This window comes from Pseudomonas sp. ML96 (assembly GCF_000761545.1).
Classification (GTDB): Bacteria; Pseudomonadota; Gammaproteobacteria; order Pseudomonadales; family Pseudomonadaceae; genus Aquipseudomonas.
Map to the genome: position 1 here is coordinate 1 of NZ_JPMY01000015.1, position 20,502 is coordinate 20,502.

Here is a 20,502-nt window from a genome sequence, read left to right on the forward strand (position 1 = left end):
GCCAGATTTTGCGCGGAACGTCGTTACTCGACGGCTCATTTGGATCACCAAACTCCGCGTCTCGCGCCTAGCTCCGCGCAAAATCTGGCTCCGTCGTGGTCGCGCCGAAGCCTCAACAGACCCTACCAATCGGCACCGTGACCGCAGCAGCGCCGGAACGTGATGGAACCCCGCAGTCGTACTACGACGGGTCGTTCTTTACCTCGCACCTCTATATACTGCGCACGGCCCGCCCCGCTTGGGCCGCAGCCTGTCAACGACAAGAATCTACCTCGGGCCCTGCAGCATGATCGAACTCGAACAGGAAGACCCCATCCCTCAGGGCGATCTGGCTCTGCAGATCACCGCCCTGCCGCGCGAAACCAATGGTTTCGGCGACATCTACGGCGGCTGGCTGGTCTCGCAGATGGACCTGGCCGGCACCGCCATGGCCAGCAAGGTCGCCGGCGGCCGCGTCGCCACCGTGGCCATCGACCGCATGGCCTTCCTGGTACCGGTAGCCGTGGGCGCGCAGCTGTCCTTCTATACCCAGGCACTGGAGATCGGCCGCAGCTCGATCCAGATGCTGGTCGAAGTGTGGAGCGACGACCCGCTGTCCAGCGAGTGGCGCAAGGTCACCGAGGCGGTGTTCGTCTTCGTCGCCATCGACGGCAGCGGCCGCACCCGCCCAGTACCGCCACGCCGCGGCTGAGCCACAAGCCCCGATCCAGACAACGCCGACCTCGAGTCGGCGTTGTTCATTGGGTTTGGCCTTTTGCGCCGCGCTGCGGTCAAATGTGCCGAGACTTCAGGGAGAACCGACATGAGCCAGGCACAGATCGAACGCATCGAACTCGGCGAACTGACCTGCTGGCGCGTGCGCCTGGGCCAGGCCGAGCTGCTGGTGGCGCAACAAGGCGCCCAGGTGCTCAGCTACCAGCGCGGCGAGCAGCCACCGCTGATCTGGCTCAGCGAGCAGGCCACCTACCAGCGCAACTTCTCGGTGCGCGGAGGCGTACCGCTGTGCTGGCCGTGGTTCGGCGACCTCGGGCGTAACCCGCAGGCGCTGCAGGCGCAGCACGAAAACCTGGCGACCGCGCCCTTCCACGGCGGCGTGCGCGCGCTGGACTGGCAGCTGCTGGGCATCGACAGCGAGGGCGAGGCCGTGCACCTGCAGTTCGCCTTCGACACTCGCCAGCACCCGCTGGCCGGCTGGCCGCATGCCGCCAGCGTGCGCCTGGATATCCGCTTGGACGAACGCCTGCACCTGGACCTGATGAGCCACAATCTGGGCGAGATTCCACTGGCCCTGAGCCAGGCGCTGCACAGCTACTTCGCGGTCAGCGACATTCGCCAGGTGGCCGTGCAGGGGCTGCACGACTGCCGCTATATCGAGACGCTGGAGGACTGGCAGGAGCGCCGCCAGGACGGCGAGCTGCAGTTTGCCGGCGAGACCGACCGCATCTACCTCGACGTGCCGCCGCAACTGCGCCTGCGCGATGCTGGCTGGCAGCGCGACCTGCTGCTGGAGACCCGTGGCTCGCACTCGGCGATCCTGTGGAACCCGTGGACCGACAAGGCCCAGCGCCTGTCCAGCTTCGCCGACGACGCCTGGCAGCGCATGCTGTGCATCGAGACGGCCAATGTCTGGGACGACTGCGTGGAGCTGGCCCCCGGCGCCCACCAGCGCCTCGGCCTGAGCCTGTGGAGCGAGGACGCCTGAGGCGTCCTCAGAGGTCGTCTTCCTCGACCAGGCGCACCAGGCTGGCGTCCAGCGCATAGGCGGCATCGGCCAGCTCGTTGTCCACCGCCTCGATGTGCAGGGTGCCGTCGACCCACAGCGGCTCGTAGATATCGTCCAGGGTGATGCCCTTGGGGTAGCGCACCAGCACGATCTGGTTCGGCGGTGGCGGCGGCACGTGGATGCAGGCGCCCGGATAGGGCACCAGGAACAGCAGGGTGGTCTTGCCGGAGGCGTCGCTCTCCAGCGGCACCGGGTAGCCGCCGAGACGGATGGTCTTGCCATCCAGGCGCGCCACGGTCTTGTTCGAGTACATCACCGCCGGCAGGCCCTGCTCCTGCTTGAGTCCGCCCTGCTGGCCGAAGCTGCCGGCCGCCTCGGGGCTGTCGTGGCTGATCTCCGGCATGGCTTCGAGGGCCTTCTGGTCCTCCTTGGGCATCAGCTCCAGCCAGTCCAGTTCGGCTGGCTCGGCGTGGCTCAGCAGGGGTAGCAGCAACAGGCACAACAGCAGGCGGCGCATGGCGGGTCTCTCGGCGCGGAAAGCGCTAAGACTAACCCGCCCGGCGCCGGTTCCCCAGCTCAGCTCTTCTTGATCAGGCTGTAGATCACCAACAGGATCACCGCGCCGACCACCGCGCCGACGAAGCCGGCAGCCTGCCCCGCCTGGTAGATGCCCAGCGCCTGGCCGCCATAGGTGGCTGCCAGCGAGCCGCCGATGCCGAGCAGGATGGTCATGATCCAGCCCATGCTGTCGTCGCCGGGCTTGAGGAAACGTGCGACCAGACCGACGATCAGGCCGATGAAGATGGTGCCGATGATGCCCATGCCATGCTCCTTTTACGAGGCCAGAAACGAACAAGGCGCGCCGAGAGGCACGCCTTGTTGTGACCGGAGCGAAGCGGCAGGGTTCAACCCTGAATCAGCGCCTCGACCTCGGCGATACGCGCCTTCAGGCTGACCATGTCCTTGCTGCGCAGGGTGGCGTGGCCGACCTTGCGTCCGGCCTTGAAGGCCTTGCCGTAGTGGTGCAGGTGGCAATCCTCGATGGCCACCACCTTGCTCACTTCCGGCACTTCACCAAGGAAGTTGAGCATGGCGCTCTCGCCGACCTTGGCGGTGGAACCCAGCGGCAGGCCGGCGACGGCGCGCAGGTGGTTCTCGAACTGGCTGCACTCGGCGCCTTCGATGGTCCAGTGCCCGGAGTTGTGCACGCGCGGGGCGATCTCGTTGGCCTTGAGGCCACCGTCGACTTCGAAGAACTCGAAGGCCAGCACGCCGACATAGTCGAGCTGCTTGAGCACGCGGCCGACGTAGTCCTCGGCCAGCGCCTGCAGCGGATGCGCGGTACTGGCGATGGACAGGGCCAGCACGCCGCTGTCGTGGCGGTTGTGCACCAGCGGGTAGAAGCGCGTCTCGCCGTCGCGAGCGCGCACGGCCACCAGCGACACTTCTCCGGTGAACGGCACGAAGCCTTCGAGGATGCACGGCACGCTGCCCAGCTCGGCGAAGGCACCGACCACGTCTTCGGCCTTGCGCAGGACCTTCTGGCCCTTGCCGTCGTAACCCAGGGTGCGGGTCTTCATCACCGCCGGCAGGCCGATGCTGGCCACGGCGGCGTCGAGATCGGCCTGCGACTGGATGTCGGCGAAGGCCGGCGTCGGGATGCCGAGATCCTTGAACATCGACTTCTCGAACCAGCGGTCGCGGGCGATGCGCAGCGACTCGGCGCTCGGGTAGACCGGCACGAACTGCGAGAGGAAGGCAACGGTCTCGGCCGGCACGCTCTCGAACTCGAAGGTCACCAGGTCGACCTGGTCGGCCAGGCGGCGCAGCTGCTCCTGGTCGTCGTAGTCACCGAGGATATGCTCGCCGAGTGCCTGGGCGCAGGCATCCGCGGCCGGGTCGAGGAAGGAGAAGTGCATGCCCAGCGGGGTGCCCGCCAGGGCCATCATGCGACCCAGCTGGCCGCCACCGATTACGCCGATCTTCATCTATAGGGCCTCGATCAGGAACGCGGGTCCGGGTTGTCCAGCACAGTCTGGGTCTGCTCGTCGCGGAACGCCTTGAGCTTGTCATGGAACTGCGGGTGCTGGTGGCCGAGGATGCTGGCGGCCAGCAGGGCGGCGTTGACCGCACCAGCCTTGCCGATGGCCAGGGTGGCGACCGGGATACCGGCCGGCATCTGCACGATGGACAGCAGCGAGTCGACGCCCGACAGCACGGCGGACTGAACTGGCACGCCCAGCACCGGCAGGTGGGTCTTGGCCGCGCACATGCCCGGCAGGTGGGCGGCACCGCCGGCGCCGGCGATGATCACCTGGATGCCACGGCTCTCGGCCTGTTCGGCATACTGGAACAGCAGGTCCGGGGTGCGGTGGGCGGAGACCACCTGCACTTCGTAGGGGATACCCAGCTTTTCCAGCATGTCTGCGGTGTGACTGAGGGTGCTCCAATCGGATTTGGAGCCCATGATCACGCCAACCAGTGCGCTCATCGTTTTGCCTCTAGCTCGGGCGCCTTTGTGGCGCGACAAAAACCAACAAGCCACGCATTCGGCGTGGCTTGTCATGTGAGGTTCGGGCCAGGGTGGCCCGGAGGCGGCGCAGTATATCGCAAAGCCACGACCATCGCGCCTATGGCGTGACCGTCTGTCAGCGAATAGTCACGGCAGAGATGTTTGCGGATATGTCCCGCACGCTTGAGACCGCCATGGCGGTGGGTCAGACTGCCGGCCGACATCAGCATGCACCGCCCGGACGCGGGTCTAGTCAGCAGGGAGCCCACATGCATCTGCACCGCCTGATCATCTTCTGCAGCGATCCCGAAGCACTCGCGGCGTTCTATGTGCACGCTTTCGCGATGGAGGCCCTGTCCCGCGACGGCTCCTTCGTCGATGTCGGGCATCCGGGCTCGGCGAGCACGCGCATCGGCTTTCACCAGAGCAAGAAGGACAAGAGTGGCGCGCTCAAGCCTTGCTTTTATACGACCGACATAGCCGCCGATCGCGCGCGCCTGATCACGCTGGGTGCGAGCATGGGCAAGGTGGTCGGTGCGCCGGATGCGCTGTGCTTCTGCGACGGCAAGGACCCCGAGGGCAACCTGCTGCAGATTTCCAACCGTCCCTGAAACTCCACGGAACAGGCCCCCATGACCCACTCGTTGATTCTGCCGATGGCGCTGCACGTGGCCTTTACCGCCTTTCTCTATGCCCTGCTGACCGTCGCTCGCGCGCCCAAGATCTGGAACATCGGCCAGCGCGCGGATGGCTCCAATCCCTGGGCCCTGATCGAACCGCGCATTAGCGCCAACCTGAGCAACCAGTTCGAGTTTCCGCTGTTCTTCCACGTCGCCTGCCTGCTGCTGATCCAGACCCAGGTGGAAAGCAGCACGGCGCTAGCGCTGGCCTGGCTGTTCCTGCTCGGCCGACTGCTGCACAGCGCGGTGCAGATCCTGACCGGCAACGTGCGTCTGCGCGGCCTGGTGTTCACCATCAACTTCCTCGCCGTGCTCGGCCTGTGGGGCCTGCTGCTGGCCGGCTGAGCCGGCGAAGGGGCCGAAAGCGCGAACCCGGCCACCGCGCCGCCGGCCGGCCACGGGTAGAATCGGCAGCCCACCCCCGCCGATTGAAAAGGACTTCAATATGCGCCACGCCACCGCGTTCGCCCTGCTTCTCAGCCTCTGCGGCTGCGCTTCCTCGCCGGCCACCGAGCGCACGCCATTGCGCGTGCACGGCGAAAAGATCGGCGCCCAGGAAGGCACCCGCTTCTGCTACCAGCTGATCTTCTGCCCGCTGGTCAGCGCCGACTGATCCCTTGCTCCAGAGCAATGTCGCCCCACCGGGCCTGACCTAGGCTGAGGGCTCCGCGTCTCTGCGCAAGGAGCCCGAACATGAACGCAACGATGAAAGCCGCGGTGGTGCACGCCTTCGGCGAGCCACTGCGCATCGAGGAAGTGAAGGTGCCGCTGCCTGGCCCCGGCCAGGTGCTAGTGAAGATCGAGGCCTCCGGCGTGTGCCACACCGACCTGCACGCCGCCGAGGGCGACTGGCCGGTGAAGCCGAGCCTGCCGTTCATTCCCGGCCACGAGGGCGTCGGCTACGTCGCCGCGGTTGGCAGCGGGGTGACCCGGGTGAAGGAAGGCGACCGCGTCGGCGTGCCCTGGCTGTACAGCGCCTGCGGTTGTTGCGAACACTGCCTGACCGGCTGGGAAACTCTCTGCGAGAACCAGCAGAACACCGGCTACTCAATCAACGGCGGCTACGCCGAATACGTGCTGGCCGACCCCAACTACGTCGGCCTGCTGCCGCAGAACGTCAGCTTCCTCGAGATCGCGCCGATCCTCTGTGCCGGCGTCACCGTCTACAAGGGCCTGAAGGAAACCCGCACACGTCCCGGCCAGTGGGTGGCCATCTCCGGCATCGGCGGGCTCGGTCATGTGGCGGTGCAGTACGCGCGAGCCATGGGCCTGCATGTGGTGGCCATCGACATTGATGACGCCAAGCTGGAGCTGGCACGCAAGCTCGGCGCTAGCCTGTGCATCAATGCGCGCAAGGAAGATCCGGTGACCGTGGTGCAGCGCGACATCGGCGGCGCCCATGGCGTGCTGGTCACCGCGGTGTCCAACGCCGCTTTCGGCCAGGCCATCGGCATGGCCCGGCGTGGCGGTACCATTTCGCTGGTCGGCCTGCCGCCGGGCGATTTCCCCACGCCGATCTTCGACGTGGTGCTCAAGGGCCTACATATCACCGGCTCCATCGTCGGCACCCGTGCCGACCTGCAGGAAGCGCTGGATTTCGCCGGCGAGGGCCTGGTCACCGCTACAGTGCGCGGCGACAAGCTGGACAACATCAACCAGGTGCTCGACCAGATGCGCGCCGGGCAAATCGAGGGTCGGGTGGTACTGGAGTTCTAGCGCCGCGCGCTGCTGATCACTCCTGATCGCGGCCGACGCCTGCCTCCAGCTTGCGCCAGAGCAGGCGCACCGCCGCCTTGCGCGACAGCACCCAGCGGTACAGGCGGATCTCCAACGGGATCTGCCAGGACTCGGCGCCGCAGATCGCCAGCTCGCCACGGGCCAGCTCGGCGGTCACCGACAGGCGCGGCACCCAGGCCACGCCGAGGCCCTGCATGGCCATGGTCTTGAGGCTGTCGGCCATGGCCGTCTCGTACACCGTGGTCGAGCGCAGCGCGCGCTGACGCAGCAGCTGGTTGACCGAGCGACCGAGGAAGGCGCCGCTGCTGTAGGCCAGCAGCGGCACGCTCTGCCCGCCATCGAGGTCGTACAGCGGCACGCCGTCCTCACCCACCGCACAGACCGGCAGCATGGCCGTGTTGCCCAGGTGCATCGACGGGAACATGTCGGCCGGCAGCTGCATCACCGCATCCGGGTCATAGAACGCCAGCATCAGGTCGCAGCTGCCCTCGCGCAGCAGGTGCACGGCCTCGCCCACGTTGGCCGCCACCAGGCGGGTCGACAGAGGCAGGCCATCGCGACGCAGGCGCGCCACCCATTCGGGGAAGAAGCCGAGGGTCAGCGAGTGCGCGGCGGCGATCTGCAGCACCTCGCCCTGCTGGCCCTCCAGATGGTGCAGATGGCGCACCGCCTCGCCCAGCTGCTCGACCACGTTGCGCGCGGTGACCAGGAACAGCTGGCCGGACTCGGTCAGTTCCACCGGCGTGCGGGTGCGGTTGACCAGGGTCAGGCCCAGCGCCTCCTCCAGGCTTCGGATGCGCCGACTGAAGGCTGGCTGGGTGACGAAACGCTTCACCGCCGCCTGGGAAAAGCTGCGGGTGGCAGCCAGGGCGACGAAGTCTTCCAGCCATTTGGTTTCCAGATTCATGGACGGCGCCTTTCGTAAAATATTTCGCACAACCGATAAAGCAAGCGAGTCACACCCTCATTATGCCGATTCGGCATGGGGCAGCCTCCAACAGCATTGGCCGACAAACGGCCTCAGACCCCACTATACACACCCATCGCGGCCATCGCCGTATTCCCCGAGAACACTCTCATCATGTCCCCTGTTGCATCATCGCGCATCGAAAAAGACCTGCTCGGCAAACTGGAAGTCCCCGCTGAGGCCTATTACGGCATCCAGACCCTGCGAGCCGTGCAGAATTTTCGACTCTCCGGCGTGACGCTGTCGCACTACCCGAAACTGGTCGTCGCCCTGGCCATGGTCAAACAGGCCGCCGCCGACGCCAACCGCGAGCTGGGCCACCTGTCCGCCGCCAAGCACACCGCGATCAGCACCGCCTGTGCGCGCATCATCCAGGGCGAGTTCCACGAGCAGTTCGTGGTCGACATGATCCAGGGCGGCGCCGGTACCTCGACCAACATGAACGCCAACGAGGTGATCGCCAACATCGCCCTGGAAGCCATGGGTCATGAGAAGGGCGAGTACCAGTACCTGCACCCGAACAACGATGTGAACATGGCGCAGTCGACCAACGACGCCTACCCGACCGCCATCCGCATCGGCCTGCTGCTCGGCCACGACAGCCTGCTCAACGCCCTCGACAAGCTGATCCAGTCGCTGTCGTCCAAGGGCCTGGAGTTCGGCCACGTACTGAAGATGGGCCGCACCCAGCTACAGGACGCCGTACCCATGACCCTGGGCCAGGAATTCCGCGCCTTCGCCACCACCCTCGGCGAAGACCTGCAGCACCTCAAGCGCCTGGCGCCGACCCTGCTGCACGAAGTGAACCTGGGCGGTACCGCCATCGGCACCGGCATCAACGCCGACCCGAACTACCAGAAGCTCGCCGTCGAGCGTCTGGCCATCGTCAGCGGCCACCCGGTGGTACCGGCGGCCGACCTGATCGAGGCCACCTCGGACATGGGCGCCTTCGTGCTGTTCTCCGGCATGCTCAAGCGCACCGCGGTCAAGCTGTCGAAGATCTGCAACGACCTGCGCCTGCTCTCCAGCGGCCCGCGCACCGGCATCAACGAGATCAACCTGCCGGCACGCCAGCCGGGCAGCTCGATCATGCCGGGCAAGGTCAACCCGGTGATCCCGGAAGCGGTCAACCAGGTGGCCTTCGAAGTGATCGGCAACGACCTGGCGCTGACCCTCGCCGCCGAGGGTGGCCAGCTGCAGCTGAACGTGATGGAGCCGCTGATCGCCTACAAGATCTTCGACTCGATCCGCCTGCTGACCCGCGCCATGGACATGCTGCGCGAGCTCTGCATCGACGGTATCAGCGCCAACGAACAGCGCTGCCGCGAACTGATGGAGAACTCCATCGGCCTGGTCACCGCGCTCAACCCCTACATCGGCTACGAGAACGCCACCCGTATCGCCAAGACCGCACTGGATACCGGCCGCGGCGTGCTGGAACTGGTGCGCGAGGAGAAGCTGCTGGACGAGGCCACCCTGGCCGACATCCTGCGCCCCGAGAACATGATCGCCCCGCGCCTGGTGCCGCTGGCCGCGACCGCCTGATTCCTACCGCTTTCATAGACGAGGCACTCACCGGCCTCACCACTCTGGGATGGCCTCGGCCATCCCTTTTTTTATTCCAGTTTCCAGGCCCGCCGCAGGGCCTGGATCGCCTCGACGATCTGCGCCTCGGGCACCGCGGCAAAACCCAGCACCAGCCCGGCACGCTCGTCCGCCGGCGTGGCGGCGGACTCCAGCCAGTACTCGCTGAGGCCGTTCATCTCCACCCCGGCGGCGCGTGCGGTACTGACCAGCTCGCGCTCGCGGGCGAGGCTTTCCACCCGCACGCACAGGTGCAGGCCGGCATCCACCGCCGGTAGCGGCGCGCAGCCGGGAATCGCCTGCGGCCAGTGCGCCAGCAAGGCATCGCGACGGGCGCGGGCGGCCTGGCGCATGCGCCGCACATGGCGCTGGAAATGCCCGGCGGCGATGAACTCGGCCATCACCGCCTGGGTGCCGATCTCCGAGTGGCGCATGTCCAGCGCGCGACGGCGGGCAAAGGCATCGGCCAACGCCGGTGGTAGCACCAGGTAGCCGAGGCGCAGGGCCGGGAAGGCGATCTTGCAGAAGGTGCCGACGTACAGCACGCGCCCCTGGCGATCCAGCGCCGCCAGCGGTGCCAGCGGCGTGCCGCTGTAGCGGTACTCGCCGTCGTAGTCGTCCTCGATGATCCAGCCGTCCTGGCGCTCGGCCCACTCCAGCAGCTCCAGGCGCCGCGCCAGCGACAGGGTCACCCCGCTCGGGTACTGGTGCGAGGGGGTGACGTAGGCCAGCCGGCAGCCATCGATGGCGCCCAGCGCGCTCGTATCCAGGCCGTCCTGATCCACCGGCACGCCACACAGCTCGGCGCCGGCTACCGCCAAGGCATGGCCGGCGGCGCGGTAGCCGGGATTCTCGATGGCCACGCGATCACCGGGCTGCACCAGCAGCTGGGCGCACAGGCTGATGGCCTGCTGCGCGCCACAGGTGATCACCACCTGCGCCGCATCGCAGTTCAACCCGCGACTGCTGCGCAGGTAGGCGGCCACCAGCTCGCGCAGGGTCGCATCGCCCGCCGGGTCGCCATAGCCCAGGCGCGCGGGCGACGGCTTGCGCCAGAACCTCGCCTGCAGGCGCGCCCAGGTCTCGAAGGGGAACAGGTCAAAGGCCGGCACGCCGATGCGAAAGGCCCGCGGTGCCCCCGTCACCGGCGGCGGCAAATGGTGCTGCTGCAGGCGCTGCAAGGCCGCACTGGGCGCCGGACCGGGGACCAAAGGCTGCGGTGCCGGGCGCTCGCCAGCCAGGTCCGCCACATAAGTGCCGGCGCCGACGCGGCCCTCGACATAACCCTCGGCATATAGCTGGTCGAAGGCGCGGGTCACGGTATTGCGCGACACCCCGAGCAACTCCGCCAGATCACGGCTGGCCGGCAGGCGCGTGCGCCCGCCCAGGCGGCCGTCGAGGATGCGCTCGCGCAGCGCCTGGTACAGCTGGCGGGACAGGCCCTGGCTGGGGTCGAGGCGAATCCCGGAGAGGTCGACGGGCAGTGGCGGCGTGGGGCTCATGACGGCTCTCCTGGCTTAAATGGCTCCATGAATCTGGCATGAAGTGGCTCTTACAACAGACCAATATCCTGCCTAGCATGGAGTCATTCCGCCAGGAGTTGCCCCATGTACACGCCCGCTTCCTTCCGCCAGGACGACCTCGCCGCGCTGCACGCGCAGATGCAGGCCAACCCCTTCGCCCTGCTCGCCAGCAGCGGAGCCGAAGGCGTGCAGGCCAGCCATCTGCCGCTGTTGCTCGAAGCCGGCGAGGGCGAGTTCGGCACCCTCTACGGCCACTTCGCCAGGGCCAACCCGCACTGGCGCGAGCTGCAGGACGGCACCGAGGCCCTAGCCGTATTTTCCGGCCCGGACGCCTACATCAGCCCCAGCTGGTACCCGGCCAAGGCCGAGCACGGCAAGGTGGTGCCGACCTGGAACTACATCGCCGTGCACGCCCGCGGCCCGGTCGAGCTGATCGAGGACCCCGAGCGCCTGCTGCAGATCGTCAGCCGCCTCAGCGACCAACACGAAAGCGCCCGTCCACAGCCCTGGGCGGTGAGCGATGCACCACGCGAGTACATCGACACCATGCTGCGCGCCATCGTCGGCTTCGCCCTGCCGATCCGCCGCCTGGACGGCAAGTGGAAGCTCGGCCAGAACCGCTCGGCCGCCGACCAGGCCGGCGTACGCGACGGCCTCGCCAGCGCCAGCCCACGCGACCGCGAACTGGCGGCGCGCATGACCATCATCGACTGAACAGGGACGCCAAGATGCTCGAAATCCGCCCCATCACCGCCGCCGACCACGCCGCCTGGCTGCCGCTTTGGCAGGGCTACCAGAGCTTCTACAACACGCAGATCGCCGAAGAGACCAGCGCCGTCACCTGGCAACGCTTCCTCGACCCGGTCGAGCCGATGCACGCTGCCCTGGCCTGGCGCGATGGCGCGGCCGTCGGCCTGGTGCACTACATCTACCACCGCAGCTGCTGGACCACGGGCGACTACTGCTACCTGCAGGACCTGTATGTGGCGGAAGACATTCGCGGCGGCGGCATCGGCCGCGCACTGATCGAGCATGTCTATGCCGAGGCCACTGCCGCCGGCGCCTCGCGGGTGCACTGGCTGACCCAGGAAACCAACTACCAGGGGCGCATGCTCTACGACCGTATCGCCGACCGTTCCGGCTTTATCCAGTACAGGAAGCTCTTCCAATGACCACCGACCTGAGCCACTGGCAGCCCCGTCCCTTCCCGCCGCATGCGGTGTTGCAGGGGCGCTTCATTCGCCTGGAGGCGCTGGACGCCAGCCGCCACGGCGACGACCTGTGGGCCGCCCTGCAGGGCCCCGATCCAGCGCTATGGGATTACCTGCCCTACGGCCCCTTCACCGAGCGCGCGACCTTCGACGCCTGGCTGGCCGCCAATGCCGACAGCCATGACCCGCAGTTCTACGCGGTGATCGACTCCCATGGCCACTCCCTGGGCCTGCTCAGCTACCTGCGCATCGCGCCCAAGGACGGCTGCATCGAGATCGGCCACATCGCCTTCGGCGCCGCCATGCAGCGCACGCCCGGCGCCACCGAGGCGGTGTTCCTCCTGGCCCGGCATGCTTTTGATGACCTCGGCTACCGCCGCTTCGAGTGGAAGTGCAACGCGCGCAACGCCCGCTCCATGCGCGCCGCCGAACGCTTCGGCTTCAGTTATGAAGGCCTGTTCCGCCAGCACATGATCGTCAAGGGCGAGAACCGCGACACCGCCTGGTTCTCCATCATCGACGGCGAATGGCCGGCCTGCCGCGCAGCCTTCGAACACTGGCTCGCGGCGGACAACTTCGATACCGAAGGGCGACAGAAAAAACGCCTGGAGGAGCTGCGCGACTGAGGCCGCGCTACTCGATCTCGAACAGCCCGTTCTTCAGCGGCGCCACATCCAGGCGCTGACGCACGTCCTCGTCGATGCGGGGATCGTCCGGGCGGTACAGGCGCACCTGGCGGTAGGCGCTGATGCGGTTGATCTCCGTACCCAGGTATTCCCACACCACGCGGGTGCAGGCCGGGTTGCGCCGGTCGCCGCTGGAGACGCCGGTCTTCAGGCCGTTGAGGCGGGTGATGCGGCTCTTGTAGCTGGGGATGAGGATGGTCTGGCTCATCTCGTTGAGGGTCAGCGACTCGTAGTCCATCAGGAACAGGCGGTCCTGCAGCTGGAAGGCGGCGCCCAGGTAACGGCAGCGCACCCAGTCCTCGGCCTGCACGTCGGCGCTGGCCGAACGCTCCTGGCGCTCCTGACGCTCGAACAGGAAGGCGCCATCCTCTTCCCACAGGTGCACCAGCGACAGCAGCACGTAGCCGGGGACCGACATGCAGTTGGAGTACTCGAAGTAGTAGCCGCAGTAGCGGCGCAGGTCGCCGCTCTGTTCGCGCAGCGGCTTGAGCAGCTCGACCAGCGGGTCCGTGCGCTTGGCTGCGCCGAGCCCCGGCGAGCGCGCGCCGAGCAGGCGGGCGAACTGTTCCGGCGGCAACAGCAACTCGTAGTCCTCGACGCCGAAGAAGTCGCAGATGCGCTTGAGGTTGTAGGCCGTCGGCCGGCTCTGGCCGCTGAGGTACTTGTTGAACTGGGCACGATTGATCGCCAGCTTCCGGCAAACCTCGGCGATCGAGCGGTAGTGGCTGCAGAGCAGCTTGAGGTTGTCGCCGAAAGCTTCCGACATGAGGTCTTTCCCAATGGTGCGAGCGACGCAATTCTAGCATCAACTCGCGCCAACTCGCCGCGACCCGCGAAATTGTCCGCACCCCGCCACAGGTCGACCATGCGCCCCCACGGCTTTCGCTGTGCCGCTTCTTCCACTCGAACAATAAGAATCGAGGTCCTCGCCATGCTGGAAATGCTCAACGATTTCTTGTCCGGAAAACTGCTGATCGTGCTGATCGTGGGTCTGGGCAGCTACTTCACCATCCGCTCGCGCTTCGTCCAGTTCCGCCACTTCGGCCACATGTTCAGCGTGTTCAAGGAATCGATCCGCGGCAGCGCCGGCCAGCTGAGTTCCTTCCAGGCCCTGATGCTGAGCCTCGCCGGCCGCGTCGGTGCCGGTAACATCGCCGGTGTCGGCGTCGCTGTGACCCTCGGCGGCCCGGGCGCGGTGTTCTGGATGTGGGTGACCGCCCTGGTCGGCATGTCCAGCAGCTTCTTCGAGTGCACCCTGGCCCAGGCCTACAAGCGCGCCGATGGCGACGGCCTGTACCGCGGCGGCCCGGCCTACTACATCCAGCACGGCCTGAAGCTGCGCTGGATGGCGATGACCTTCGCCACCCTGCTGCTGGTCACCTACGGCTTCGCCTTCAACGGCCTGCAGTCCTTCACCGTGACCCACTCGCTGGAAAACGCCTTCGGCTTCCCGGTGCAGTACACCGGCCTGGCCCTGGCCGTGCTGCTGGGCCTGGTGTTCCTCGGCGGGATCAAGCGCATCGCCGCCGTCTCCGACCTGCTGGTGCCGGTCAAGACCCTGGCCTACATCGCCGTGACCCTGTACGTGATCGCCAGCCAGATCGAGCTGGTGCCGGACATGCTGGTCACCATCGTGAAGAGCGCTTTCGGCCTGGAGCCTGCCTTCGCCGGCCTGCTCGGCAGCGCCATCGTGATGGGCGTAAAGCGCGGCGTGTTCGCCAACGAAGCCGGCCTGGGTAGCGCGCCGAACGTCGCCGCCGTGGCTGCGGTCAAGCACCCGGTAGCCCAGGGTGTGGTCCAGGCGTTCAGCGTGTTCCTCGACACCTTCGTCATCTGCACCTGCACCGCCCTGCTGATCCTGCTGTCCGGCTTCTACACTCCGGGCTTCGAGGGCGACGGAATCATCCTCACGCAGAACTCGCTGGCCGCCGTGGTCGGTGACTGGGGCCGGATCTTCGTCAGCGTGGCGCTGAGCCTGTTCGTGTTCACCTGCATCCTCTACAACTACTACCTCGGCGAGAACGCCCTGCAGTTCCTCGTCGGCCGTGGCCGCGCCCCGCTGATGATCTACCGCGGCCTGGTGCTGGGCCTGATCTTCTGGGGCTCGATGCAGAACCTGGGTACCGTGTTCGCCTTCGCCGACATCACCATGACCTGCCTGGCCTTCGTCAACCTGGCCGCCCTGGCCATGCTGATCAAGGTCGGCCTGCGCCTGATGCGCGACTACGACGCCCAGCGCAAGGCCGGTGTCGCCACCCCGGTGTTCGATCCGAAGGACTTCGGCGACCTCGACCTCGACCCAGCCGCCTGGCCGGCCAACCCGCAGCCGGCTGCCGCCGACGAGCGCGTGGCCATGGCCCACAGCCTGCACCAGCGCTGAGTCATCCGCTGAAATAAAAAGGGGGCACGTAGCCCCCTTTTTCTTGGTCCCAGCTTTGCCCAGCGCCTTACACTCGGGCCAATCGCCCACGTTTCTTGATCGGATACGCGCATGAATCCTTCGCAGAACCTGCTGGTGCTCTACACCGGCGGCACCATCGGCATGCAGATGAGCGAGGCCGGGCTGGCCCCCGCCTCCGGCTTCGAGGACCGCCTGAAGAGCGAACAGGCGCTGCACCCGGAACGCCCGGCCCCGGCCTGGCAGTTCTGCGAGCTGAGCCCGCCCATCGACAGCGCCAATATGCGCCAGGCCAACTGGCTGGCCATGCGTGATGCCATCGTCCAGGCCGTCGACGAGGACGGCTTCGATGCCGTGCTGCTGCTCCATGGCACCGACACCCTGGCCTACAGCGCCGCGGCGTTGAGCTTCCTGCTGCTGGGCATCCAGGTGCCGGTGCTGCTGACCGGCTCGATGCTGCCGGCCGGTGCCGCCGGCAGCGACGCCTGGCCCAACCTGTTCGGCGCCCTGGCCGCGCTGCACCACGGCTGCCTGCCCGGCGTGCATCTGTTCTTCGACGGCCAGGTACTGCACGGCGCACGCACCAGCAAGCTGAAGAGCGAGGCCTTCGACGCCTTCGCCAACATGGCTCGCGCCCGCCACGGCGCCCACGCCGAAGCACTGCCGGAGGCCCTGCACTACCGCCAGCCGCGCCAGCCGGTGGAGCTGGCCGTGCAGCCGCTGTTCCCCGGCCTGAGCAGCGCGCAGCTGCGTGCGACGCTGGGCAGCGGCGCCCAGGCGGTGTTGCTGGAATGCTATGGCAGCGGCACTGGCCCGTCGGACGATCCCGAGTTCCTCGCCGCCCTGCGCGAGGCCCGTGCGCGCGGCGTGGTGCTGGCGGCGATCAGCCAGTGCCCGCTGGGGCATGTCGACTTCGAGGTCTATGCCGCCGGCAGCGCCCTGGCCGAGGTCGGCCTGGTCAGCGGTGGCGGCATGACCCGCGAGGCCGCGCTGGGCAAGCTGTTCGGCCTGCTCGGCGCCGGTCTGCCGCCGGCTGAAGTGGAGCGCCTGTTCGTCCTCGACCTGTGCGGGGAATGCGCCGACTGAGGGGGCAACCAGCCCCTTCAAAATTCCGTAATAAGCAATGGGCATAGTCGCTGGCCTTATTATTCCAACGACTGGTGCCCAGCATGAACCCGCTCTTGCGTCCCCTCCCCCTGGTCCTGGCCCTGCAGGCCGTCATCGCCGGCCAGGTCAGCGCCGCCGGTTTCACTGTCGGCACCGGCACCACCATCACCAGCAGCCAGAGCCTGACCGGCGCCGGTATCGTCCAGCAGGGCGGCACCCTGAGCACCAGCGGCAGCACCGTGGCGGTCAACGTCGGCACGGGCACCTCGACCCTGACCAACGCCGGCACCATCAAGCAGACCGGCAGCGGCCGCACCATCGACGCCAACAGCGGCACCCCAGTGCTGACCATCCGCAACGAGGAAGGCGCGCTGATCGATGCGGTCGGCAACGTCGCCATCCGCCTCAACCGCCCCGCCGGCCAGTACATCATCGACAACCAGGGCACCATCTCGCAGAGCGGCGTGAGCATCGGTGGTGAACGCGCGATCAAGGCCGATGCCGACTACACCAGCACCGGCAACCAGATCATCAACGGCGCCGCCGACAACCGTGACGCCAGCATCAGCTCCACCGGCAATGACGCCCTGCGCCTGGGCAGCAACTTCACCCTGACCAACTACGGGCGCATCGTCTCCACCGGCGCGGTGAACACCAGCTGCCCGGACTACATCAGTGGCCAGTGCGCCAACGACTACTCCGCCGCCGACGGCGTGGCCATCGAGAACGCCCGCGGCAACGTGGCCATCCTCAACCACGGCAGCATCGAGGGCCCGCGCCACGGCGTGGACGGCGGCGACCCGCTGGCGGCCGACGCCGATGCCGACCTGTTCGGCCTGGAGCGCCTGGTCATCACCTCGGCCGACGGCAACGGCGTGACCTTCGCCAAGGTGGTCGACGGCGTCACCACCAGCGGCGTGCAGATCGCCAACCCGGTGGTGATCAACTACACCGATGGCACCATCATTGGCAACAACGGCTCCGGCGTCGGCCTCGACGGCCACGGCGTGGTGTTCAACTACGGCCTGATCAGCGGCCGCTATGCCGGCGCCGGCAACGTCTATGACCACGAGAACCTCGGCGTCACCACCAGCAACGGCGATGGCGACGGCGTCGACATCGACGGCATGGCCTACATCGAGAACCACGGTCGCATCGAGGGCCTCGGCGCCGGCGGCCTGGACTCCGGCGGCAACCCTAACGGCGCGGATGGCATCGCCGCCGGCGGCGGCACCATCATCAACGCCGCCGGCGCGACCATCTTCGGCCAGGCCAAGGGCATCCTCATCGACGACGGTGCCAGCGGCACGGCCTCGGCCACCGGCCGTGGCACCGACACTGCCCACGGCGGCGTGGCGCGCATCGACAACGCCGGCAGCATCATCGGCGCCGACGAGACCGCCATCGGCCTGGTCGGCGACTACGACGACGTGCTGATCAACCGCAGCGGCGGGGTGATCCGCGGCGGCGCCGACTCCACCCGCGTCGACCAGCTCGCCAGCACCACCGCCGGCGCCGCCGTGCAGATGGGCGCAGGCGACGACCAGGTACTCAACGCCGGCCTGATCGAGGGCCAGAACGGCCTGGCCCTGGACCTCGGCGATGGCGACGACCGCCTGATCCTGCAGGCCGGCAGCCGCTTCGTCGGCAGCGTCACCGGCGGCGCCGGCACTGACCGCGTACTGCTCGACGATGCCGCCGGCGGCAGCTTCGGCAACAGCAGCGGCTTCGAACTGCTGCAGGTGCTGCAGGGCAGCTGGAGCCTGGACAGCGACGACTTCAGCAATGGCGCCGAGGTGCTCGGCGGCAGCCTGCGCAACCTCGGCCGCATCGCCGGCGACGTGCAGGTTTCCAGCGGTGCCGGCTTCGGCGGCGGCCAGGTCGGCGGCGACCTGACACTGGCCAGCGGCTCCCGACTGATCCTCGACGTGGCCGCCGATGGCAGCCACAACCCCACCGCAGTCAGCGGCAGCGCCAGCATCAGTGGCGCGAGCCTGCAGATCGTCGCAGGCAATGGCGACTATCCGCGACTGAGCCAGTACAGCGTGCTGCAGGCCGACGGCGGCATCAGCGGCCAGTTCGCCAGCGTCACCAGCAACCTGGCCTTCCTCACCCCCGAGCTGAGCTACGGCAGCGACAACATCGAGCTGGAACTGCGCCGCAACGACCTGGCCTACGCCGACCTGGCCAGCAGCGGCAACGGTCGCAACGTGGCCAACGTGATCCAGGCCAGCGGCAGCGGTGAGCTCTACCAGGCCCTGCTCGGCAGCGATGCGGACAGCGCCCGCCGCGGCCTGGAGCAACTGGCCGCGAGCAGCAACGCCAGCATGGCCAGCGCCACCCTGGCCGGCGGCGCGCAGATTGGCAGCAGCATGCTCTCGGCCATGCAGCAGATGGGCGGCAGCGGCAACCTGCAGGCCTCCCTGCTGCGCGAAGACGGCCCGCAGCTGGCCGCCAGCGGCGTGCCGCGCGACGCCCGTGGGCTGAACGATCCGAACGCCGCCGGCCGCCTGTGGCTGCAGGGCCTCGGCAGCCACGGCAAGCTGGACGCCGACAGCGGCGACATCCGCCAGGACAGCGCCGGCGCCGTGCTCGGTGCCGACTGGTCACTGGGTAGCGCCTGGCGCCTGGGCGTACTCGGCGGCTACGGCCGTACCGACGTGGATGCCGACAACGCCAATAACGATATCGACAGCCTGCACCTGGGTGTCTATGCCCAGCACCAGAGCGGGCCGCTGGCCCTGCGCCTGGGCGCCTCCTACAGCTGGCACGACAACAGCGGCGAGCGTGACGTCGATTTCAGCGGCTTCAGCGATCAGCTGCGCGCCGACTACGACGCCGACAGCCAGCAGGCCTTCGCCGAGCTGGGCTACCAGCTGGCCGAGGGTCGCCTGCTCGCCGAGCCCTTCGCCGCCATCGGCTACCAGCGCTACAGCCATGAGAGCTACGACGAGAAAGGTGGCGCCGCCGCCCTGCACGTCGAGCAGCAGGACCAGGACAACGTCAGCAGTACCCTCGGCGTGCGCGTCGCCCACCTCGGCAGCCTGGACAACGGCATGAGCCTGACCCCGCGCGCCAGCCTGGGCTGGCGCCACACCTTCGGCGACCTGGAAAGCAGCGCGCGGCAATCCTTCCTCACCGGTGGCGACGCCTTCAGCGTCGAGGGCGCGGCACTGGATCGCAACAGCCTGCTGGTCGAGGCCGGCGTCGACCTCGGCCTGAGCGCCGAGCAGAGCCTGGGCCTGGGCTACAGCGGCGAGCTGGGCAGCGATGCGCAGAACCATGCGCTGCTGCTGCAGTGGCAGGCGCGCTTCTGACGGCCACTACCCGCCGGGCCGCCGGCCCGGTATCAGCCCAACGGGGCGAAGACTGACCAGCCGATACGCTCGCTGAGCGACTCCAGGGCCGCCATGCCGGCCAGCGAGTTGCCGGCGGCGTTCAGCTCCGGCGACCACACGCAGATGCTGAAGCGCCCCGGCACCACTGCGACGATGCCGCCACCGACCCCGCTCTTGCCCGGCAGGCCGACGCGGTAGGCGAAGTTGCCGGCCTCGTCGTACAGGCCGCTGGTGGCCATGATCGCGTTGACCTGCTGGGTCTGCCGTGGCGAAAGGATCTGCTCGCCGCTGCGCGGGCACACGCCCTGGTTGGCCAGAAAGCCGCAGGCGCGGGCCAGGTCGACGCAACTCATGGCCAGCGCGCAGTGGTGGAAGTAGCTGCGCAGCACCGCCTCGACCTCGTTGTGGAAGTTGCCGAAGGCCTGCATCAGGTAGGCCGCGGCGGCGTTGCGCGCGCGGTGCTGGTATTCCGACTCGGCGACCTTGGCATCGGCCACCAGTAGCGGGTTGCCGGCCAGGCGCCGGACCAGGTCGCGCATGGACAGCGCCGGGGCGGCGAAGCGCGACTGGTTGATGTCGCAGATCACCAGCGCGCCGGCATTGATGAACGGGTTGCGCGGCCGGCCGCGTTCGAACTCCAACTGCACCAGCGAGTTGAACGGCTGGCCGGACGGCTCGTGGCCGAGGCGCTGCCAGATGTCCTCGCCGGAATGCTGGATCGCCTGCACCAGGCTGAACACCTTGGAGATGCTCTGGATCGAGAACGGCTCGGCGGCGTCGCCGGCGGTGTACAGGCTGCCATCCACGCCCAGCACCGCTATACCTAGACGGTCGGCCGGCACCTCGGCCAGCGCCGGGATGTAGTCAGCCAGCTTGCCGCGGCCCAGCAGCGGGCGGACCTGATCCAGTATCTCGTTCAACAGCGCCTGCATGTTCCACCTCTTGCCTGTGCGGGTGCCGAAATAGACGCCTGATCGCGCCGGGCAATCACAGCTCCGGCTGGCCGGTTCTAGCTCTTGTGGCGGGATGCATCGGG

21 protein-coding genes are annotated in these 20,502 nt (G+C 67.9%); 13 read left to right on the forward strand and 8 right to left on the reverse strand.

The window, feature by feature from the left end:
* Positions 1–286 precede the first annotated feature (286 nt).
* On the forward strand, positions 287–691 hold the full coding sequence (locus IP89_RS11545; RefSeq protein ID WP_021702135.1) for an acyl-CoA thioesterase: 405 nt from the start codon (positions 287–289) through the stop codon (positions 689–691).
* 111 nt (positions 692–802) lie between these two features.
* On the forward strand, positions 803–1,702 hold the full coding sequence (locus IP89_RS11550) for a D-hexose-6-phosphate mutarotase (protein WP_043309666.1): 900 nt from the start codon (positions 803–805) through the stop codon (positions 1,700–1,702).
* 7 nt (positions 1,703–1,709) lie between these two features.
* Here IP89_RS11550 and IP89_RS11555 read toward each other — a convergent pair whose 3' ends face one another.
* The 4 genes from IP89_RS11555 to purE form a co-directional block, all read right to left on the reverse strand.
* Entirely contained in the window at positions 1,710–2,240 is a 531-nt protein-coding gene (locus tag IP89_RS11555; protein ID WP_043309668.1) for a DUF3299 domain-containing protein, read from the reverse strand.
* A gap of 59 nt (positions 2,241–2,299) precedes the next feature.
* Positions 2,300–2,545: a GlsB/YeaQ/YmgE family stress response membrane protein gene (locus tag IP89_RS11560; RefSeq protein ID WP_043309669.1), complete on the reverse strand. Its 246-nt coding sequence runs from the start codon at positions 2,543–2,545 to the stop codon at positions 2,300–2,302.
* 83 nt (positions 2,546–2,628) lie between these two features.
* Positions 2,629–3,711 carry a 5-(carboxyamino)imidazole ribonucleotide synthase gene (locus tag IP89_RS11565; protein WP_043309670.1) on the reverse strand — a complete coding sequence of 361 codons (1,083 nt, stop codon included), beginning with the start codon at positions 3,709–3,711 and terminating at the stop codon, positions 2,629–2,631.
* 14 nt (positions 3,712–3,725) lie between these two features.
* Positions 3,726–4,214, reverse strand: coding sequence for a 5-(carboxyamino)imidazole ribonucleotide mutase (gene purE, locus IP89_RS11570; protein ID WP_043309671.1), 489 nt, complete (start codon positions 4,212–4,214; stop codon positions 3,726–3,728).
* A gap of 290 nt (positions 4,215–4,504) precedes the next feature.
* Between purE and IP89_RS11575 the strand changes: the two genes are divergently transcribed.
* From IP89_RS11575 to adhP, 4 genes are all read left to right on the forward strand, one after another.
* Positions 4,505–4,846: a VOC family protein gene (locus tag IP89_RS11575; protein ID WP_043309672.1), complete on the forward strand. Its 342-nt coding sequence runs from the start codon at positions 4,505–4,507 to the stop codon at positions 4,844–4,846.
* Positions 4,847–4,867: 21 nt separating this feature from the next.
* Complete coding sequence (locus tag IP89_RS11580; RefSeq protein WP_043309674.1) at positions 4,868–5,260, forward strand: MAPEG family protein; 393 nt, start codon at positions 4,868–4,870, stop codon at positions 5,258–5,260.
* Positions 5,261–5,360: 100 nt separating this feature from the next.
* Positions 5,361–5,528, forward strand: a complete 168-nt coding sequence (locus tag IP89_RS23360) for a hypothetical protein (RefSeq protein ID WP_156115039.1) — start codon at positions 5,361–5,363, stop codon at positions 5,526–5,528.
* An 80-nt stretch (positions 5,529–5,608) separates the two neighbouring features.
* Positions 5,609–6,631: an alcohol dehydrogenase AdhP gene (gene adhP, locus IP89_RS11585; RefSeq protein WP_043309675.1), complete on the forward strand. Its 1,023-nt coding sequence runs from the start codon at positions 5,609–5,611 to the stop codon at positions 6,629–6,631.
* A 16-nt stretch (positions 6,632–6,647) separates the two neighbouring features.
* On the opposite strand, the gene IP89_RS11590 is transcribed toward adhP, so the two are convergent.
* Positions 6,648–7,559, reverse strand: coding sequence for a LysR substrate-binding domain-containing protein (locus IP89_RS11590; RefSeq protein ID WP_043309677.1), 912 nt, complete (start codon positions 7,557–7,559; stop codon positions 6,648–6,650).
* A gap of 174 nt (positions 7,560–7,733) precedes the next feature.
* Between IP89_RS11590 and aspA the strand changes: the two genes are divergently transcribed.
* Complete coding sequence (gene aspA / locus IP89_RS11595) at positions 7,734–9,164, forward strand: aspartate ammonia-lyase (protein WP_043309678.1); 1,431 nt, start codon at positions 7,734–7,736, stop codon at positions 9,162–9,164.
* Between the two features lie 71 nt (positions 9,165–9,235).
* Here aspA and IP89_RS11600 read toward each other — a convergent pair whose 3' ends face one another.
* Entirely contained in the window at positions 9,236–10,705 is a 1,470-nt protein-coding gene (locus tag IP89_RS11600) for a PLP-dependent aminotransferase family protein (protein ID WP_043309679.1), read from the reverse strand.
* Between the two features lie 105 nt (positions 10,706–10,810).
* Here IP89_RS11600 and IP89_RS11605 point away from each other — a divergent pair, with 105 nt between their 5' ends.
* The 3 genes from IP89_RS11605 to IP89_RS11615 are packed head-to-tail and all read left to right on the forward strand — an operon-like array spanning position 10,811 to position 12,563.
* Positions 10,811–11,440 carry an FMN-binding negative transcriptional regulator gene (locus IP89_RS11605; protein WP_043309680.1) on the forward strand — a complete coding sequence of 210 codons (630 nt, stop codon included), beginning with the start codon at positions 10,811–10,813 and terminating at the stop codon, positions 11,438–11,440.
* 14 nt (positions 11,441–11,454) lie between these two features.
* Positions 11,455–11,898, forward strand: coding sequence for a GNAT family N-acetyltransferase (locus IP89_RS11610; RefSeq protein ID WP_043309682.1), 444 nt, complete (start codon positions 11,455–11,457; stop codon positions 11,896–11,898).
* Positions 11,895–12,563: a GNAT family N-acetyltransferase gene (locus IP89_RS11615; protein ID WP_043309684.1), complete on the forward strand. Its 669-nt coding sequence runs from the start codon at positions 11,895–11,897 to the stop codon at positions 12,561–12,563. The genes IP89_RS11610 and IP89_RS11615 overlap by 4 nt, the downstream gene beginning before the upstream one ends.
* A 7-nt stretch (positions 12,564–12,570) precedes the next feature.
* Here IP89_RS11615 and IP89_RS11620 read toward each other — a convergent pair whose 3' ends face one another.
* Positions 12,571–13,389: a helix-turn-helix domain-containing protein gene (locus tag IP89_RS11620; protein WP_043309685.1), complete on the reverse strand. Its 819-nt coding sequence runs from the start codon at positions 13,387–13,389 to the stop codon at positions 12,571–12,573.
* A gap of 165 nt (positions 13,390–13,554) precedes the next feature.
* Here IP89_RS11620 and IP89_RS11625 point away from each other — a divergent pair, with 165 nt between their 5' ends.
* From IP89_RS11625 to IP89_RS11635, 3 genes are all read left to right on the forward strand, one after another.
* On the forward strand, positions 13,555–15,003 hold the full coding sequence (locus IP89_RS11625) for a sodium:alanine symporter family protein (protein WP_043309686.1): 1,449 nt from the start codon (positions 13,555–13,557) through the stop codon (positions 15,001–15,003).
* A 111-nt stretch (positions 15,004–15,114) separates the two neighbouring features.
* Positions 15,115–16,107 (forward strand): asparaginase, encoded by a 993-nt coding sequence (locus IP89_RS11630; protein WP_043309688.1) that lies wholly within the window; start codon positions 15,115–15,117, stop codon positions 16,105–16,107.
* A gap of 95 nt (positions 16,108–16,202) precedes the next feature.
* Positions 16,203–19,445 (forward strand): autotransporter domain-containing protein, encoded by a 3,243-nt coding sequence (locus IP89_RS11635; protein WP_256203138.1) that lies wholly within the window; start codon positions 16,203–16,205, stop codon positions 19,443–19,445.
* 32 nt (positions 19,446–19,477) lie between these two features.
* Here the strand turns inward: IP89_RS11635 and glsB are convergent, their stop codons facing one another.
* The gene (gene glsB / locus IP89_RS11640; RefSeq protein WP_043309690.1) at positions 19,478–20,398 is read right to left on the reverse strand and encodes a glutaminase B; all 921 of its coding nucleotides are present in this window, start codon (positions 20,396–20,398) and stop codon (positions 19,478–19,480) included.
* Positions 20,399–20,502: the final 104 nt, after the last annotated feature.

Coding starts and splice junctions, on each gene's coding strand:
- IP89_RS11545 (WP_021702135.1), top strand. CDS start 287: ATGATCGAACTCGAACAGGAAGACCCCATCCCTCAGGGCGATCTGGCT.
- IP89_RS11550 (WP_043309666.1), top strand. CDS start 803: ATGAGCCAGGCACAGATCGAACGCATCGAACTCGGCGAACTGACCTGC.
- IP89_RS11555 (WP_043309668.1), bottom strand. CDS start 2,240: ATGCGCCGCCTGCTGTTGTGCCTGTTGCTGCTACCCCTGCTGAGCCAC.
- IP89_RS11560 (WP_043309669.1), bottom strand. CDS start 2,545: ATGGGCATCATCGGCACCATCTTCATCGGCCTGATCGTCGGTCTGGTC.
- IP89_RS11565 (WP_043309670.1), bottom strand. CDS start 3,711: ATGAAGATCGGCGTAATCGGTGGCGGCCAGCTGGGTCGCATGATGGCC.
- purE (WP_043309671.1), bottom strand. CDS start 4,214: ATGAGCGCACTGGTTGGCGTGATCATGGGCTCCAAATCCGATTGGAGC.
- IP89_RS11575 (WP_043309672.1), top strand. CDS start 4,505: ATGCATCTGCACCGCCTGATCATCTTCTGCAGCGATCCCGAAGCACTC.
- IP89_RS11580 (WP_043309674.1), top strand. CDS start 4,868: ATGACCCACTCGTTGATTCTGCCGATGGCGCTGCACGTGGCCTTTACC.
- IP89_RS23360 (WP_156115039.1), top strand. CDS start 5,361: ATGCGCCACGCCACCGCGTTCGCCCTGCTTCTCAGCCTCTGCGGCTGC.
- adhP (WP_043309675.1), top strand. CDS start 5,609: ATGAACGCAACGATGAAAGCCGCGGTGGTGCACGCCTTCGGCGAGCCA.
- IP89_RS11590 (WP_043309677.1), bottom strand. CDS start 7,559: ATGAATCTGGAAACCAAATGGCTGGAAGACTTCGTCGCCCTGGCTGCC.
- aspA (WP_043309678.1), top strand. CDS start 7,734: ATGTCCCCTGTTGCATCATCGCGCATCGAAAAAGACCTGCTCGGCAAA.
- IP89_RS11600 (WP_043309679.1), bottom strand. CDS start 10,705: ATGAGCCCCACGCCGCCACTGCCCGTCGACCTCTCCGGGATTCGCCTC.
- IP89_RS11605 (WP_043309680.1), top strand. CDS start 10,811: ATGTACACGCCCGCTTCCTTCCGCCAGGACGACCTCGCCGCGCTGCAC.
- IP89_RS11610 (WP_043309682.1), top strand. CDS start 11,455: ATGCTCGAAATCCGCCCCATCACCGCCGCCGACCACGCCGCCTGGCTG.
- IP89_RS11615 (WP_043309684.1), top strand. CDS start 11,895: ATGACCACCGACCTGAGCCACTGGCAGCCCCGTCCCTTCCCGCCGCAT.
- IP89_RS11620 (WP_043309685.1), bottom strand. CDS start 13,389: ATGTCGGAAGCTTTCGGCGACAACCTCAAGCTGCTCTGCAGCCACTAC.
- IP89_RS11625 (WP_043309686.1), top strand. CDS start 13,555: ATGCTGGAAATGCTCAACGATTTCTTGTCCGGAAAACTGCTGATCGTG.
- IP89_RS11630 (WP_043309688.1), top strand. CDS start 15,115: ATGAATCCTTCGCAGAACCTGCTGGTGCTCTACACCGGCGGCACCATC.
- glsB (WP_043309690.1), bottom strand. CDS start 20,398: ATGCAGGCGCTGTTGAACGAGATACTGGATCAGGTCCGCCCGCTGCTG.